At 71.5% G+C, this 16,065-nt stretch carries 11 protein-coding genes; 7 read left to right on the top strand and 4 right to left on the bottom strand.

The genetic code is table 11. The features are described from left to right. Positions 1–27 precede the first annotated feature (27 nt). Both ADK67_RS42455 and ADK67_RS42460 read left to right on the top strand, forming a co-directional pair. The gene (locus ADK67_RS42455) at positions 28–3,435 is read left to right on the top strand and encodes a DNA topoisomerase (ATP-hydrolyzing) (protein ID WP_053722253.1); all 3,408 of its coding nucleotides are present in this window, start codon (positions 28–30) and stop codon (positions 3,433–3,435) included. 27 nt (positions 3,436–3,462) lie between these two features. Next, positions 3,463–4,131: a class I SAM-dependent methyltransferase gene (locus ADK67_RS42460; RefSeq protein WP_053722254.1), complete on the top strand. Its 669-nt coding sequence runs from the start codon at positions 3,463–3,465 to the stop codon at positions 4,129–4,131. Between the two features lie 67 nt (positions 4,132–4,198). Here the strand turns inward: ADK67_RS42460 and ADK67_RS42465 are convergent, their stop codons facing one another. Together ADK67_RS42465 and ADK67_RS42470 are read right to left on the bottom strand one after the other, a co-directional pair. Continuing rightward, a complete protein-coding gene (locus tag ADK67_RS42465; protein ID WP_157621547.1) occupies positions 4,199–4,771 on the bottom strand; it encodes a hypothetical protein in 573 nt (190 codons plus the stop codon). 55 nt (positions 4,772–4,826) lie between these two features. Beyond that, positions 4,827–5,921, bottom strand: coding sequence for an acyl-CoA dehydrogenase family protein (locus ADK67_RS42470; protein WP_231648636.1), 1,095 nt, complete (start codon positions 5,919–5,921; stop codon positions 4,827–4,829). Between the two features lie 140 nt (positions 5,922–6,061). Here ADK67_RS42470 and ADK67_RS42475 point away from each other — a divergent pair, with 140 nt between their 5' ends. From ADK67_RS42475 to hisG, 5 genes are all read left to right on the top strand, one after another. Further along, the gene (locus ADK67_RS42475; protein ID WP_053722256.1) at positions 6,062–7,150 is read left to right on the top strand and encodes an LLM class flavin-dependent oxidoreductase; all 1,089 of its coding nucleotides are present in this window, start codon (positions 6,062–6,064) and stop codon (positions 7,148–7,150) included. Further along, positions 7,147–7,725 (top strand): FMN reductase, encoded by a 579-nt coding sequence (locus tag ADK67_RS42480; RefSeq protein WP_053722257.1) that lies wholly within the window; start codon positions 7,147–7,149, stop codon positions 7,723–7,725. Before ADK67_RS42475 ends, ADK67_RS42480 begins: the two co-directional genes overlap by 4 nt. A gap of 69 nt (positions 7,726–7,794) precedes the next feature. After that, positions 7,795–8,502 carry a GNAT family N-acetyltransferase gene (locus tag ADK67_RS42485; RefSeq protein ID WP_053722258.1) on the top strand — a complete coding sequence of 236 codons (708 nt, stop codon included), beginning with the start codon at positions 7,795–7,797 and terminating at the stop codon, positions 8,500–8,502. A 75-nt stretch (positions 8,503–8,577) separates the two neighbouring features. Beyond that, positions 8,578–9,705 (top strand): acyltransferase family protein, encoded by a 1,128-nt coding sequence (locus ADK67_RS42490; RefSeq protein ID WP_197289888.1) that lies wholly within the window; start codon positions 8,578–8,580, stop codon positions 9,703–9,705. Positions 9,706–9,891: 186 nt separating this feature from the next. Next, positions 9,892–10,755 (top strand): ATP phosphoribosyltransferase, encoded by an 864-nt coding sequence (hisG, locus tag ADK67_RS42495; RefSeq protein WP_053722260.1) that lies wholly within the window; start codon positions 9,892–9,894, stop codon positions 10,753–10,755. A 47-nt stretch (positions 10,756–10,802) separates the two neighbouring features. Here the strand turns inward: hisG and ADK67_RS42500 are convergent, their stop codons facing one another. Both ADK67_RS42500 and ADK67_RS42505 read right to left on the bottom strand, forming a co-directional pair. After that, positions 10,803–15,686 carry a serine protease gene (locus ADK67_RS42500; RefSeq protein WP_157621548.1) on the bottom strand — a complete coding sequence of 1,628 codons (4,884 nt, stop codon included), beginning with the start codon at positions 15,684–15,686 and terminating at the stop codon, positions 10,803–10,805. After that, the gene (locus ADK67_RS42505) at positions 15,668–16,033 is read right to left on the bottom strand and encodes a CU044_2847 family protein (RefSeq protein ID WP_157621549.1); all 366 of its coding nucleotides are present in this window, start codon (positions 16,031–16,033) and stop codon (positions 15,668–15,670) included. The genes ADK67_RS42500 and ADK67_RS42505 overlap by 19 nt, the downstream gene beginning before the upstream one ends. Positions 16,034–16,065: the final 32 nt, after the last annotated feature.

Raw genomic sequence — 16,065 nt, forward strand, 5'->3', positions numbered from 1 at the left:
GCCTGACACACGAGGGAACGACCGACCATGGCACGCCGCAAGACCCCCACGACCAGGGTCGACCCGTCCGCCTTCGACCGCGCGGGCGCCCAGGTCTTCGACAACTCCCTGACGACCGAGATCGAGGACTCCTACCTGGAGTACGCGTACTCGGTGATCCACTCGCGGGCCCTGCCCGACGCGCGCGACGGCCTCAAGCCGGTGCACCGCCGGATCCTGTTCTCGATGAACGAGCAGGGCTACCGCCCGACCAGCGCGTACGTGAAGTCGTCGCGCGTGGTCGGCGACTGCTTCGTGCGCGGCGCGCTCGTCTCCACGCCGGCGGGCCTGCGGCCGATCGAGGAGATCGGCATCGGCGACCTCGTCCTGGACGGGCGGGGAGAGCCGGTCGAGGTCAACGCCGTCTACGAGAACCCGGTGTCGGAACTGGTGCGCGTCACCTGGTCCGACGGCCACTCCATGCTCGTCACGCCCGGCCAGCGGTTCCACACCGGGCACGGCTGGACCGACGACGACTGGACCGCGGCCCGCGACCTCGCCGGCGCCCGCACGACCGGTTTCGGCTCCGACCGGCACGCGTCCCTGCTCGCCGACGGCGACGCGTCCGGTTTCGTGCTCGGCCTCGTCGCCGCGTCCGGTGACGTGCTCGCCGACCGGCGGGTGCGGCTGGAGTCGACGGACGTCGACGCCGTCGACCGCGCGCACGGCTGGGCCATCGCGCACGACGTCACCACCTCCCGGGAGAAGGACGGCGACCGGCTCACCCTCACCTTCGCCCCGCACGCCGACCTCGAAGCGGCGGCGACCGGCCGGCCGCACGCCGTGCTGCGCGACCGCTCGGCGTGGACGCCGTTCCTCGCCGGCCTGTTCGTCGCGGCCGGCCACGTCCGCGACGGCCGCGACATCGTGCTGCCCGGCGGCGAGGCCGAGTACGCCGTGCTGGCCGACGCGGGCCTGCGCACCCGCCGTGACGCGACGACCCTGACGATCACCGGCCGTGACGCCGCCGCGCTCGCCGTGGCGCTGCTGCGCTGGACCGGCGTCGGCCCGCGCCAGGACGGCCTGGTCCAGGTGATCCGCAACGCCAGGCACGCCGCCGACGAGCAGTTCCCGCACGTCGTGTCGGTCGAACCGGCCGCGCCGGACACGACCTACGACATCCAGGTCGCGAGCCGCGAGCACGCGTTCGTGGTCAGCGGCTTCGTCGTGCACAACTGCATGGGCAAGTACCACCCGCACGGCGACACCGCGATCTACGACGCGATGGTCCGCCTGGCCCAGGACTTCTCCCTCAACACCCCGCTGGTGGACGGGCACGGCAACTTCGGCTCGCCGGACGACGGACCGGCCGCCTCGCGGTACACCGAAGCCCGGATGTCGCCCGCCGCGATGCTGCTGGTCGGCGAGCTGGACGAGGAGACGGTCGACTTCCGGCCCAACTACGACGGTTCGCTGCAAGAGCCGACGGTGCTGCCCGCGGCATTCCCGAACCTGCTCGTCAACGGCACGTCGGGCATCGCGGTCGGGATGGCGACGAACATGATCCCGCACAACCTGGGCGAGGTCGTGGCGGCGGCGCGGCACCTGGTGACGCACCCGGACGCGACGCTGGACAAGCTGATGGAGTTCATCCCGGGCCCGGACCTGCCGACCGGTGGCGTGCTGCTCGGGTTGGACGAGGTGCGCAAGGCGTACGAGACCGGGCGCGGCGTGGTGCGGATGCGGGCCAAGGTCGAGACCGGGCTGCTGGAGGGCAGCCGGGGCAGGCAGGCGATCACGGTCACCGAGCTGCCCTACGGCGTCGGCCCGGAGAAGATCATCGAGAAGATCACCGACGAGGTGACGAAGTCCAAGCGGCTGACCGGGATCTCCGACGTCAAGGACCTGACGGACCGCGAGAACGGCACGCGCGTCGTGATCGAGTGCAAGGTCGGGGTGAACCCGCAGGCGCTGCTGGCCGACCTGTACCGGCTCACGCCGATGGAGCAGTCGTTCGGCATCAACAACCTGGTGCTCGTGGAGGGCCAGCCGCGGACGTTGGGGCTCAAGGCGCTGCTGGAGGTGTTCCTCAAGCACCGCTACGAGGTGGTCACCCGGCGCACCCGGTACCGGCGGCGCAAGCGCGAGGACCGGTTGCACCTGGTCGAGGGCCTGCTCAAGGCTCTGCTCGACATCGACAAGGTGATCAAGCTCATCCGGGGCAGCGAGAACGCCGCCGCCGCGAAGGAGGGCTTGATGGCGAAGTTCAAGCTCTCCGAGATCCAGGCGACCTACATCCTGGACACGCCGCTGCGCCGGTTGACCCGCTACGACTCGTTGGAGTTGGAGGCGGAGCAGGAGAAGCTGCGCAACGAGATCGCCGAGCTGAGCAAGATCCTGGACGACCCGGCCGTGCTGAAGAAGGTCGTGTCCACGGAGCTGGCGAAGGTGGCGAAGGACCTCCAGCAGGAGCGCCGGACCACGCTGCTCGACGGTGACCTGAAGGAGGTGCTGGCGGCGTCGAAGCCCGCCGGTCCGCTGGAGGTCGCCGACGACCCGTGCCAGGTGATCCTGTCCGCGACGGGGCTGGTGGCGCGGACGGCGGCCGAGTCGGAGGAGTCGTCGGAGGCGCGCCGGCGCAACGGGCGCATCAAGCACGACGCGGTGGCGGCGACCGTGCACACGACGGCGCGCGGCCAAGTGCTGGTGGTGACGAACCGGGGCCGGGCGTTCAAGACCGACGTGCTGCCGCTGCCGGTGTTGCCGGAGCAGAGCGGCACGGTGTCGTTGAGCGGTGGCATGGCGGCCAGCGAGCTGGTCGAGCTGGAGGCCGGCGAGAAGGTCGTGGGCATCGCGCCGCTGACCGACACCGAATCGCCGGGGCTGGCGTTGGGCACGCGGTCGGGCACGGTGAAGGTGTGCGCGCCGGAGTGGCCGGTGCGGTCGGACGAGTTCGAGGTGATCACCCTCAAGGAGGGTGACGAGGTGGTCGGCGCGACGTGGCTGACCAGCGCGGACGAGACGTTGGTGTTCGTGACGTCGGAGGCGTCGCTGTTGCGGTACCCCGCGTCGCTGGTCCGGCCGCAGGGGCTGCGCGGCGGTGGCATGGCGGGCATCAACGTGGGGTCGGACGCGCGGGTGGTGTTCTTCGGCGCGGTGCGCACGGACGACGACGTGCACGGTGAGCCGATGGTGGTCACGTCGACCGGGCAGAGCGTGAAGGTGACGCCGTTCGCCGCGTACCCGGCGAAGGGCCGGGCGACGGGCGGTGTGCGGGCGCACCGGTTCCTGAAGGGCGAGACGGCGTTGGCACTGGCCTGGGTGGGGCCGCGGCCCGCGGGCGCGGCGCAGAACGGGTCGCCGGTGGAGCTGCCCGCGTCGGACGAGCGCCGCGACGGTTCCGGGCACGCGCACCCCGGTCCGGACGTGGTGGGTCACCTGATCGAACGCGACTGACAATCGTTGTCGTTTAAGCTCGGCGGTGTGACGACACAGCTGAGCTCCGCCGACGCCGAGCGACTGCGGCGGAGGTGGGACGCGCGGCAGGAGCCGTTCCTGCCGCACCGGGACGAGGCGTTCGCCGTGCTGGCGGACGCCGCCGTCGGACGTCGGGCGCTCGACCTCGCCGGCGGGCCGGGGTCGATCGCGTCACGGCTGGTCAACGCCGAGGTGACGGTGCTGGACGTCGACCCGGTGCTGCTGGCGATCGCCCGTGCCGCCCTGGGTGACCGGGTCGCGGTGGTGTCGGCGGACCTGGGCGCGCCGGGCTGGGGCGTCGGGCGGGAGTTCGACGCCGTGGTGGCCGGCACCGCCCTGCACTGCTTCGGCCCGGACCGGCTGCGCGCGCTGTACGGGGAGATCCACGACGTGCTGGCCCCGGGCGGCGTGTTCGCCAACGCCGACCGGATGCCCGACGCCCCGCCGACGGCTCCGGTCGACGGCTTGGCCGGGTGGCACGAGTGGTGGGCCGAAGCGTTGACCCACCCAACCCTGGCCGCCGCCGCACGCGACCGGGCGGACGGCGAGTCCGCCGACTTCTACCCGCCGGCGTCGTGGCACGTGGACGCGCTTCGCGCGGCCGGTTTCGGCGAGGTCGCGGTGCGGTGGCGGCGGGACGACACGGCGGTGGTGGTCGCTCGTCGGACCTCCTGACGGCGTCCGCGTCCCGTCTCCAGCCCGCGATGCGCTGGAACGGCCACCGCCTGGCGTGGCCCTTCGGCTACCTCCACACGCCGCTGTTCGGTCGCATGGACTCCGCCTCGACTCGGGCCTGACGAACCTGGTCGGCGGTCAGCCACCGGAGGTCCCAGAGCAGCGCGCCGTCGAACACCGACCGGATACCGGCCTCACCGAGGCCGGTCTTCAGGGCCAAGGCGGCGATGTCCAGTCCTCGGTGCCGGGCCAACCGCGCCAACACCACGTCGAAACCCGGGTACACCGCCACCGCGCGAGCGTAGTGATTCCTAGCTGTAGAACCGGCGCAGTCCCAGCCAGGCCTGGGACCACGACGGCCCGGGTCGCACACCGAGACCTCCGTGCCGTGCTCCTCGTTCTCCACCACGGCCTCGTGCGTCACGGCCACGCGGCAGCCGGTGAACACCGGACTCCGCGCGCCCACCACGACCACCGGCCGGTCCGGGCGGTCCGGTGGCGGGCCCCAGTCGGCGTTGGACATGTGGCCCGAAAACGGCCGGGGCAGCCCGAAGTCCGGACCGTACCGCTCGATCGCGCCTGCCTGCCCGTAGTTCCGGGCGAAGACGTCACCAGCGGGAACCCGTGGGCGGCCTGCCACGCCAGCACCGGCGCGGCGACCACCAGCGCGACCACCGCACCCGCCGGCAGCCACATCAGCTGTCCTGTCGGCCGCCCGGGAACACGGGGCCGTACCGCTCCAGGTTGGCGTTGGGGTGCAGGATCGCGTGCAGGTTCAGCGCGTGCACGTCCCGCTGGATGCGGTGCAGTGCCGGGTCGTCGCCGACCAGCACGTCGACCGCGTCCCGGGCACGCAGGCACGCCTCGCCGAGGTCGCGGCGGACGCCGGCGCGGTCTTCCGGGGTCCACTCCTCGCCGTCGACGGCCTTGAGGTCGACCACGGCGGCGGTGCGGCGGGCGTGGAACTCGGCCTCGTCGGCCAGCACGGTCGCCTCCCTCAGGCCGGACGGTGACGCCGAACCGCGTGCCGCGTCCACCGCCGCACGGGCCAGGCCGACGGCGGGCGCGCCGACCGTGGCGCAGGCCGCGGGCATGAACGGCGCGCGGAACATCGGCGCGGTGGCGTGCGGGTGGGCCCGCAGCACGGGAGCGAGGCGCAGCACCCGTTCCGCGGGCACGAACACGTCCTGCGCGACCGTGGTCACGCTGCCGGTCGCGCGCAGCCCGGTGGTGTGCCAGTCGTCCACTACCTCCAGGTCGACCAGCGGGATCGCCAACGCCACGGGGGTCCGGTCGGGCAGCAGCACGGCGGCGTTGGCGGTCCAGTGGCTCTGCGGCGCGCCCGTGCTGAACGCCCACCGCCCGTTGACCAGCACCCCGCCGCCGACCGGCTCGGCCGTCGCGGTGGGACTGAGGATGCCGGTCACCCGCACGTCCGGTTTGGCGAACACCTCGCACCGCACGTCGTCGGGGAACTGGCCGACCACCCACGTGGAGATGGCCCACACGGCCGCCGTCCACGCCGCCGACCCGTCGCCGCGCGCCAGCTCGGCGATCACCCCCACCACCGTGGCCAGGTCCGCCTCGTGGCCGCCGTGCTCGGCGGGCACGCGCAACCGCAGCACGCCCGCGTCGGCCATCGCCTCCAAGGCGGCCTCGTGGAGCCTGCGGTGCTCGTCGCCCCAGGCGGCGTGGGCGCGCAGGACCGGGACGATCGCCGCGGCGCGCCGCACCAGCTCGTGCCGACCCGTGCCGTGCCCAGCGCCGTGCGTCGCAGTGCGGTGCACCACCGTGCCGTGCCTCCCCCATCGGTGACCCGTGACACACACCTTGGCGTGTGCCGCGCCACCAGACAACACCGGAATAGCCGGCGACCCGGTACCGTTGTGCCGATTAGTTGAAAGCGCAACTACCTGAACGAGGAGTGGCCATGCAGTTCGGTGTCTTCACCGTCGGCGACGTGACGCCCGACCCCACCACGGGGCGGACGCCGACCGAGGCCGAGCGCATCAAGGCCATGGTCGCCATCGCGCTCAAGGCCGAAGAGGTCGGCCTGGACGTCTTCGCGACCGGCGAGCACCACAACCCGCCGTTCGTCCCGTCGTCGCCGACGACCATGCTCGGCTACATCGCGGCGCGCACCGAGCGGCTGATCCTCTCCACCGCGACCACGCTGATCACCACCAACGACCCGGTGAAGATCGCCGAGGACTACGCGATGCTGCAGCACCTGGCCGACGGCCGGGTCGACCTGATCATGGGTCGCGGCAACACCGGCCCGGTGTACCCGTGGTTCGGCAAGGACATCCGCGACGGCATCGACCTGGCCATCGAGAACTACGCCCTGCTGCGCAAGCTGTGGCGCGAGGACGTGGTGGACTGGGAGGGCAAGCACCGCACGCCGCTGCAGTCGTTCACCTCGACCCCGCGCCCGCTCGACGACGTGCCGCCGTTCGTCTGGCACGGCTCGATCCGCAGCCCGCAGATCGCCGAGCAGGCCGCGTACTACGGCGACGGCTTCTTCGCCAACCACATCTTCTGGCCCAAGGAGCACTTCCAGCGGCTGATCACCTTCTACCGCGAGCGCTACGAGCACCACGGGCACGGCGCCGCGCACCAGGCGATCGTCGGTCTCGGCGGCCAGGTGTTCATGCGCCGCAACTCGCAGGACGCCGTCCGGGAGTTCCGGCCGTACTTCGACAACGCGCCGGTCTACGGGCACGGTCCGTCGCTGGAGGAGTTCACCGAGCAGACCCCGCTGACCGTCGGCAGCCCGCAGGAGGTCATCGACAAGACGCTGACCTTCCGCGAGCACTTCGGCGACTACCAGCGCCAGCTGTTCCTGATGGACCACGCCGGCCTGCCGCTGAAGACGGTGCTGGAGCAGCTCGACCTCCTCGGCGAGATCGTGCCGACGCTGCGCCGCGAGTTCGCGGTCGGCCGCCCGGCCGACGTGCCGGCCGCGCCCACCCACGCGTCGCTGCTCAAGGCCGCCGTCGGGGGAGTGAACAGCCGATGACGACGCTGGCGGTCGTGCAGGCCGGGTTGGGGTCGCCGTCGTCCACGCAACTGCTGGCGACCCGGTTGGCCGAGGCCGTGCAACGGCTCGTGCCCGACCTGGAGGTGCGCACGGTGCACCTCCGGGACGTGGCCCGCGACATCGCGGACAACCTCGTCACCGGGTTCCCCAGCGCGCGTTTGCGCGAGGTGGTGGAGTCGGTGGTCGGCGCGGACGCGGTCATCGCCGTGACGCCGACGTTCAACGCGTCCTACAGCGGGCTGTTCAAGTCCTTCGTTGACGTGCTGGAGCCGGAGTCGTTGGCGGGCAAGCCGGTGCTGATCGGCGCGACCGGCGGCACCGAGCGGCACTCGCTGGTGCTCGACCACGCGCTGCGCCCGCTGTTCGCCTACCTGCGGGCGGTCGTGGTGCCGACCGGCGTGTACGCCGCGTCGTCCGACTGGGGCGCCGAAGGGCTGCCCGGCCGCGTCGACCGGGCCGCGGGCGAGCTGGCCGACCTGCTCGTGGGCCGGGCGCCGGCGAAGCCCGTCGACGACGGGTTCGTGCCGTTCGACCAGCTGCTCGCCGGACGGTGAGGTGACCGGCGCGGGCGAGGCGGAAATGGACCTGACCAGCGGTCCGGAGGCTGCATAAGGTTCCGGTCCATGTCCGCCTCGCTGCACCTCGCGGTGCGCAACGCCACCGTCCTGACCACCGCGCTGGCCCGCACCCGCGGGCACGACCTGATCAGCCGCACCGCGTTCCTCGCGATGAGCGGGCCGACCCTGCTCCGGGTGCTCGCGGTGCGCCCCGACCCCGACCCGGACGACTTCGCCGAGCTGGAGCTGCTGGTCAAGCGGGCCGAGGCGCGGGTCGTGGTCGAGGACTCGTTCGGCACGATCGACGGCGCGGCGCTCGGGCTCACCGCACGCCACCTGCCGGTGATGATCCGGCCCTACGAGCCCGTGCCGCCGCCCGCCCTGGAGGTCAGGGGAGTGCGCACGGCCGACGAGTGGGCCGTGGCCGAGCAGGTCGTGGTCGACGGCTTCCCCCTGCCGGGCTTCCCGACCGGCAACGCGCTGCCCGTGGCGCTGAAGGACCGCGAGGGGTTCCGGATGCACACGGCGTGGCGTGACGGCGTCGTGGCCGGCGCGTGCCTGACCGTCGAGGCGGACGACGCGGTCGGCGTGTACTGGGTGACGACCCTGCCCGAGCACCGCTCGCACGGCGTCGGCCGGGCGTTGATGAACGCGGTGATCGACGAGTTCCCCGTGCCGATGACCTTGACCGCGGCCAAGCCCGGCCGGCCGCTGTACGAGTCGCTGGGCTTCTCCGTCGTCACCCAGGCCACGTGGTGGTCGAACGCGGACTGACCGGGCCTGCTCCCGGCCGGGTACGCCGACGATTTCGCCCGCCATTTTCCGGCCCGCAGCCGTTACCTTGGGATGATGACCGCAGAGGTGGGGCAGCGGTCCCGGCTGGCCGCGGTGGACAACCTGAAGGTGCTGCTCGTCGCCTGGGTGATCGGCGGGCACGCGCTCCTCGGGTACTCGGCGGTGGGCGGGTGGCCGTACGACGAGGTCAACGAAGTCACCTTCGCGCCGCGCGTCGAGGCCGTCCTCGCCGCCGTGCTCGGCCCGTCCGGGCTGTTCCTGATGGGCACCTTCTACCTGCTGTCCGGCCTGTTCACGCCCGAGTCGGTGGCGCGCAAGGGCGCCGGCCGGTTCATCCGCGACCGACTCGTCCGCCTCGGCATCCCGTTCGCGCTGTCGGCCCTGCTCGTGTGGCCGCTGGCGCTGTGGGTGGCCTACCGCGCCGCCGGGCACGACGTGACGCCGTGGTGGGTGTTCACGCACCGTGACCCGCTGCTGGACTCCGGCTCGCTGTGGTTCGTCGAGATCCTGCTGCTGTTCTCCATCGCCTACGCGCTGTTCGGCAGGCCGCGCGCGACGCCGATCGCGCTGACCGGCGGCCACCTCGTCGCGGTCACCGCCGGCGTCGTCGTGAGCACGTTCGCCGTCCGGCTGTGGTTCCCGGCGCGCAGCGGGCAGATCGGCGACCTGCACATCTGGTGGTGGCCGCAGCTGATCGCCATGTTCGGGGTGGGGATCGTCGGCGCGCGGTCGGGCCTGGCCGAGCGGGTGCCGGACCGGATGTGGCGCGGCAGCCGGGTGGTCGCGGCGCTGGCCATCCTGGCCGTGCCGGTGGCCGCGGTCGTGCTCGGCGTGTCGGACCTCGCCGGGCAGGCGGACCCGTTCCTCGGCGGCTGGCGGTGGCAGGCGCTGCTGCTCGCCGTGGTCGAGGCGGTGCTCGTGGTCGGCGGGTCGGTGTGGCTGCTCGGCCTGGCCCAACGGCGGCTGACCCGGGACGGCCCGCTGGCGGTGGCGCTCTCGCGCGGCGCGTTCGCCGCTTTCTTCATCCAGGGGCCGGTGCTCATCGTGCTCGCGGTGGCGGCCCGGCCGTTGCCGCTGCCGGCCGAGGCGAAAGCATTCCTGGTGGCCGCGGTCGCGATCGTGGTCTCTTTCGGGGCGGGCTGGCTATTGACCGCGCGAACCAGGGCGGGCCGCTTTCTCTAATTCGTTTGACTGTCGGCATTCACTGGGTTAAATAGACCCGCGGGCAATGTCCCGGCGGTCCGGTGTTCACCTAGTGGGAAGCTCGGACGGGTGACGCCGGCGCGACACCCCGTGGTTTCCACACCGTGGGACACCTGGGCATACCCGAGACGGGGACGGGCCGCTCGGTGTGGGAGACTTCGCGCCATGGCTCCTCTTCGCTTCGCCCTGCCCAACAAGGGCTCGTTGAGTGCTCCCGCGGCCCAAATGCTGGCCGAAGCGGGTTACCGGGTGAACAGGTCCGGCCGTGAGCTGATCGTGGCGGACCCGGCAAATGATGTGCAGTTCTTTTTCCTGCGTCCCCGCGACATCGCGGTGTACGTGGGCGAGGGGTCGTTGGACGTCGGCATCACCGGTCGTGATCTGCTGCTCGATTCCACCGTGTCCGCGAAGGAAATCCTGCCGCTCGGCTTCGGTCGGGCGGCGTTCTACTTCGCGTCCAAGCCCGGCGGCATCCACGACGCCGCAGGCCTGGAGGGCAGGCGGATCGCGACCAGCTACCCGAACCTGGTCGAGCACCACCTCGCCGACCTCGGCGTGAAGGCGCACCTCGTGCGGCTCGACGGCGCGGTGGAGACCGCCGTGGAGCTGGGCGTGGCCGACGCCATCGCCGACGTGGTGGAAACCGGCATCACGCTGAAGACCTCCGGCCTGGAGACGTTCGGCTCACCGATCCTCCAGTCCGAGGCGGTGCTGATCCAGGGCGACACGGTCGCCGACGCCCCGGACGCGGTCCGCGCGGTCGAGATCCTGCACCGCAGGCTGCAGGGCGTGCTGATCGCCCGCCGTTACGTGATCCTCGACTTCGACTGCCCGGTCGAGGCGCAGGAGGAGGCCTTCAAGCTGGTCCCCGGCATCGAGTCGCCCACCGTCTCGCCGCTGGCCCGCGAAGGCTGGGTGGCCGTCCGCTCGCTCGTGCCGCGCGACGACGCGCCGTTCATCATGGACGAGCTGTGGCGCGTGGGCGCCCGCGCGATCCTGGTCAGCTCCCTGGACACCTGCCGCATCTGACACCCGGTGCCGGTCGCCCGCACGCGGCGACCGGCACCGGTCGGACCTCACCGGTAGAACAGCGTCCGTACGGGCACCTCGTCCAACCGCTTGGTCAACTCGTCGTCCAGCGAGTCGACGTCGAGCCGGTCGAGCAGCGCGATGGCCTCGCTCCACTCGCCCGCTTTGCTGAGGAACCCGGCGCACGTGATCACCTCGCGCGGAGCGGGCTCCAGCTCTCGCAGCATCACGCGCACCAGCGACAACGCCTCGCCCAACCAACTCCCGGCGTCGGCCAGCGCGATCGCGCACGCGATGCGGTCCTCGACGGGCTCGGCCACGTCGTACGCGACAGCCCGTAACCTCTCCGCCGCTTCACGCTCGTACCCGTACCTCGCGAGCACGGCCCACGATCCGGCCCAACGCCGTGGCCGCGCACCCGCCTCGATCGCCCGGCGATTCGCGTCACGAGCGCCGGCCGGGTCACGCCGGCACAGCAGTTCGGTGGCGCGGAGGTGATCATTTTCGCCGGAGTCCTCGGCGAGTACCACCTGGGCGCACAACTCGTTCGCGCGTGGTGTTTCGCCCACGCGTGCGAGTTCGGCGGCGATCGCGACGATGTCGGTGCTGGTCGCCGCCGCAGCGAGGTCATCGAGCGTAGCGACCGCTTCCTCATGGTGGCCGAGCGAGGCGAGGCGTCCCGCCGCGGCGAAACGTTCGCTGATCGGCTTCTCGACCAGCGCGATGAACGTGCGCAGCGCCTCAACGGCCTCGTCGACCAGGCCGATGGAAGCAAGGCTTATCACGGCCCCGCCGTACACGCCGTCGGCCCACTCCCGTGCGGCCAGCACCTCTCGCAAGGCGTCCAGCGCGATGTCGAACTCCGCCCGCCGCAGGAGGGTGCCCGCCGCCGCCGCCTTGTCCGCGGGCCGCGTCGAGTCGCCGGCGAGTCGCCGAAGCAATTCCATACCCCGATCGGGCGGACCGAGGTCGAGCAGCAGCGTTGCGGCGGCGAACAGCTCGTCCGGTGAGGTGTCCGATCGCTCGGCCACGTCGAGCACCACACCACTGAGTCCGGCGTCACTGAACTCGTCACTGAACCTGTCGCGCAACCGTTGGCACGCGCGCAACCGCATGTCGGCCGGTGCCGCTGGGTCGAGTGCGACAGCGCGCAGCTCGGCCGCCGACCAGGTGTTGATCAAGATGTGTCGCACCGAGTCGAGTTGGGAGGCCGGGACGGCGTCGCGGCCTCCCAACTCGGTCACTGCCCGGTGGACCTTGTCATCCCAAGCTTCGCGAGGTGTAGCGGTGAGCACTGACATCGCGGTGACGAGAGGCACGTCGGGATGAGCGAGATGGTGCAGGCTCAATTTTGCCCACGTGTCCGCGTTGTCGTACTGCCTGAGTGATTTCGCGGCGTCGAGGCGCTGACCGACCTCGGCTTCACGAGAGTACGTCCAATGCCGCAGTTGATCCACCGCCCACTGGTTCTCGGGCAGGTCGGCGAGCCGCTGCAGCGCTTGGATGCGCACCGCCACGGGCATGGCGGGGGATCCGGCTACTTCCTCGATCGCGCGGGCATCTGAGGCGTCGGTGTGGAACATCCTCAACGAGGACAAGGCGGAGCACCGTGCGTGGATGGGCCGGTGGCGGTCGTGGACCACGGCCCGCAGCGGCGCGGCCGCTTCGTCCAGCAGCCCCAGGTCGACTAGAGCCATCGCCGCGCGGGCGACGTCGTGGACGTACGCATCCGTCAAGACCTTCCGGAGCAACTCCGTCGCGACGACGGGCGCCTTCAGCTCCAACAACTTCGTCGCCACGGCCACGGCGTCGGTTCGCGAGCCGGGCAGTTCCGCGAGCCGCAGCAGTTCGGCGACGAGGTCGGTCGAACCGTTCACCGCGCCGAGCACGGCGACGGCGTTGATCCGCTGGCGCGTGTTCGCGGTCGGGTCGTCGCGAACGGCAATCAGAACGGGGGTCAGCTCGGTGCCGAGCGCGCCCAACTCGCGCAACTGCTCGATGACGTCGAGCCTGAACTTCGTTGTGCGGTACGGGCTTAGGGCGGCTTCGGTCAACGCGGTGACGGCCTCACCGCGGAATCCCAGCTCGCCGAGCTCTGCAGCCGCCCAGCAGAGGTCCAGTTCGTCGACGGTGGGGTCGCGGAGCACTTGCCGGAACAGGTCACGGGCGTCGTCCACGGCTCCCGCAGTGGCCAACGTGCCCGCGCAGCGGTACTTGTCGTAGGTGGAGAGGGCCGGTGACCCGGTGATCCGGAGCAGGTGTTCGACACCCAAGGCGCTGTCGTGGCGGATCAGCAATTGAGCCGCTCTGATCACCGAGTGGACTCGGTGTCCGGTTTGGGTCAGGACGCGGAGGACGATCTCGGTCGCCTGTGCCGCTTCGCCCAGCTGGTAGAGGCGTTGTGCGACATCCAGTTCGTCGGATCGCGATCTCGGGGACGCCTCACTCCTGAGCAGGGCCAAGGCCGAGGAGCGGAACGCGTGCTCGTTCAGCAGGTCGACGGCACTCAGCAGGTGTTGGAGATCGCCCTTGTGGACCTGCACCATCGGGTGCATCGCACGGAGGACGTCATCTGCGCCAGTCCGACGGCTGGCGGTGAGCAGGGCAATCATCCGGACCAGGGGATCGGTGTGCTCTGAGGCGGTGATCCTGTGCAGCAGACCCACGTCCAAGTGGGCTGCGATCTTCTTGAAGGTGCGGAGCACCTCGGAGGAGATCTTGGTGCGGGTCATGATGCCGAGAGAGGTCACCAGTTCCTCGGTGCACTCCGCGGAGACCGGCACGCCGTCCACGATGATGGCGGCGGCGAGGTCGAGCTGCTTGCCGCCCCGCCGGAGAAGCCAGACGACGGTTTCGGAGAGGTCGACCCCCTGGAGGGCCCAGTGCCCCGCCAGGAACAGGGTGACGGTCTGCTGGTTGGGGCGGATGCCCCGCTCCAGGACCAGCCGCCCCTCCTCCCCGGGCGGGGTGTGCATCGCGGCGGTCCGCAACGCGGTGAAGTACTCCTGGAACGTGTGGTGCGTGAACACCAGCTCCGGGCCCTTCGTGCCGACGAGCCCGGTGCGGACCAGCAGATCCCTGACCAGCTCGCGCCACCGGTGGTCGGTGATGCCGGCGGCCGGTTTCCGGTCGCCCAGGTACCCCAGCGCCAGGTCGAGCAACGAGTGCTCCGAGCCCTCGTGCCGCGAAGCCGCGATGTTCGCGATCAGGTTCTTGCGATCGCCCATGAGGTCGGCCACCACGTCGTCGCGGCCGGGGCACTCCCGCAGCATCTCGCGCAGCTGGTCGGTCACCCTGAGCTTGTGGTCCTGCTCGTGCAGCAGCTTGTCGACGAACTGCCGGTACAGCTCCGTCCGCCCACCCGGCAGCGGGCGGTCGGGGTGGTCCACGTACATGGCCCAGGTCATCGTCGCCAGCAGCGGGGTGCGGCACAGCTCGTGCAGGGAGCTGCCCGACAGCTGGCCGACGAACCGCCGCGCGTCGGCCGCGGGGTCGGGGGAGTCGCGCTTCTCGAACAGCTTCGTGGCGAAGGCGGCCAGCTCGTCCGGGTCGAACGGCTGCAACTCGTACACCGCGTCGCCGATGGCGGCGAACTCGAGTTCCTGGTCGGACAACGGCCGGCTGGCGATCACGATCCGCAGGCAGCCCTTCTCCGCCATCGCGTGGGACAGGCGGGTGAGCAGCTTGCGGCGCGACTCCGGGTCCAGCACCTCGTCCACGCCGTCCACGAGCACCAGCCAGTCCACGCCCGGCATCGGCTGCCGGTGCAGGGCGTCCGGCGGCAGCGGCTCCTGCAGGTAGTCGACCAGGTCCTGGGACAGCACGGTGGCCACGGCGGTGGCGAGGGGACCGGGCGTCTCGGCGAGGCGGGTCGCGGACAGCCGCGCCGGCACGAAGTCCGGTGACGCGGAACCGGGCGCGGGCCGGAGCCACTTCCGCGCCGCGTCCGCCACGAGGAAGTTCAGCAGGCTCGACTTGCCCGCGCCGGGCCCGCCGGTCAGCACCGCGTTGTCGTGCTGCGACAGCAGTTTCGTCGCGTGCACGGCCTCGATCTTGCGCTCACGGTCACGGTGCTTCTCGTGCTCGTCGGACCCGCGGCGCTCCGCGACCCTCGACGTGACCTTCTGCTCGACGTACAGGTCGATCAACGGCGGCGCGATGTGCACCGGAACCGCGTACGGGAAGTCGCGCGCCTGCTCCTGCGCCGCCCTCAGGTAGTCGAACAGCTTCGGCGACGGTCTCTCCCAGCGACCCGCGAGCACCTGCTCGTGGGTGAGCGCGTCCAGCCAGGAGCGCTCGACCGAGCCTCCGAGTTCGGCGGCCAGGATCGCGCCGTACTCCGCGGCGATGAGCGTGGCGGTGACGAGGCGTGCGCCGAGGTCGGTGCGGCTGTCCCTCGTCGCGCGCACCAGGCCGACGACACCGCCCGTTCGCCGGTTCAACACGGGGGCGCCGCTCAACCCGGGTTGGGCCTGCCCCTGCGACAGCTTGTGCAGGACGGATCCGGCGGACCGGGACGGCCCCTCGTACCGGAACGCGACCGAGTCCCCGGCGCGGTAGGAGCCCTGGGGGTACCCGTAGGCCCACAGGTCGTCGCCGATCTCGACCACGTCACGCAGCTCCACCCATGCGTCCGGGAGGTCGTCGCCGACCGCCCGGAGCAGCGCCAGGTCCGGTCCCCGGCCCTCCGCCCACGGCCTGATCCACTCGGGGACCACCCGGAGGTCGAGCTTCCGGCCCTGCGAGACGCCGCGCACGGACTCGGCCTTGGGCGTGCCGGCCTGGTCGGCCACGACGTGCGCGCAGGTGATCACGAGGCCGGGCGCGACGAAGACGCCCGAGCCGAGTTCGGGTTGGGTCTTGTCCGGAACCGTGATGGCCACCGAGGCGGCCATCAGCTGCTCCGCGAGCCCTAAGCCTCTGGCGTCCACTCCGCGACCACCTTGATGTTGGCCTTGGCCGACCCCTTGACCAGGATCGCGGTCAGCTTGCCGGACTCGACGCCGACCTCGAAGCCGAACTCGAGGGTGATCTTGTCGGGCTTGATCTTCCGGAACCCGCCGGCGATGGCGTCGCTGACGGTGTCGGTGATGGCGGACAGCGAACTGGTGAAGTCGTCGAGCGACGGGAGTCGGGCGGAGACCTCTTCCTCGTCGCTCCCCGCGATCCGGTCCACGTCGACGTAGGCGACCTGGTCCCCGATCCGGACCTGCACCCGCTCTTTCCGGCCGCCGTCCAGCACCTCGTCCATTTCCGTGCCCCTCTCGACGTGGATCATGACGCGCACGCTGGTTGTCGCCCGTCGCGGAC

The sequence above is a fragment of the Saccharothrix sp. NRRL B-16348 genome, assembly GCF_001280085.1.
Lineage (GTDB): Bacteria > Actinomycetota > Actinomycetes > Mycobacteriales > Pseudonocardiaceae > Actinosynnema.

Bases quoted from the DNA above. Each gene is read 5' to 3' on its own strand.
- ADK67_RS42455 (WP_053722253.1), top strand. From the start codon at position 28: ATGGCACGCCGCAAGACCCCCACGACCAGGGTCGACCCGTCCGCCTTC.
- ADK67_RS42475 (WP_053722256.1), top strand. From the start codon at position 6,062: ATGCAGTTCGGTGTCTTCACCGTCGGCGACGTGACGCCCGACCCCACC.
- ADK67_RS42480 (WP_053722257.1), top strand. From the start codon at position 7,147: ATGACGACGCTGGCGGTCGTGCAGGCCGGGTTGGGGTCGCCGTCGTCC.
- ADK67_RS42485 (WP_053722258.1), top strand. From the start codon at position 7,795: ATGTCCGCCTCGCTGCACCTCGCGGTGCGCAACGCCACCGTCCTGACC.
- ADK67_RS42490 (WP_197289888.1), top strand. From the start codon at position 8,578: ATGACCGCAGAGGTGGGGCAGCGGTCCCGGCTGGCCGCGGTGGACAAC.
- hisG (WP_053722260.1), top strand. From the start codon at position 9,892: ATGGCTCCTCTTCGCTTCGCCCTGCCCAACAAGGGCTCGTTGAGTGCT.
- ADK67_RS42505 (WP_157621549.1), bottom strand. From the start codon at position 16,033: ATGATCCACGTCGAGAGGGGCACGGAAATGGACGAGGTGCTGGACGGC.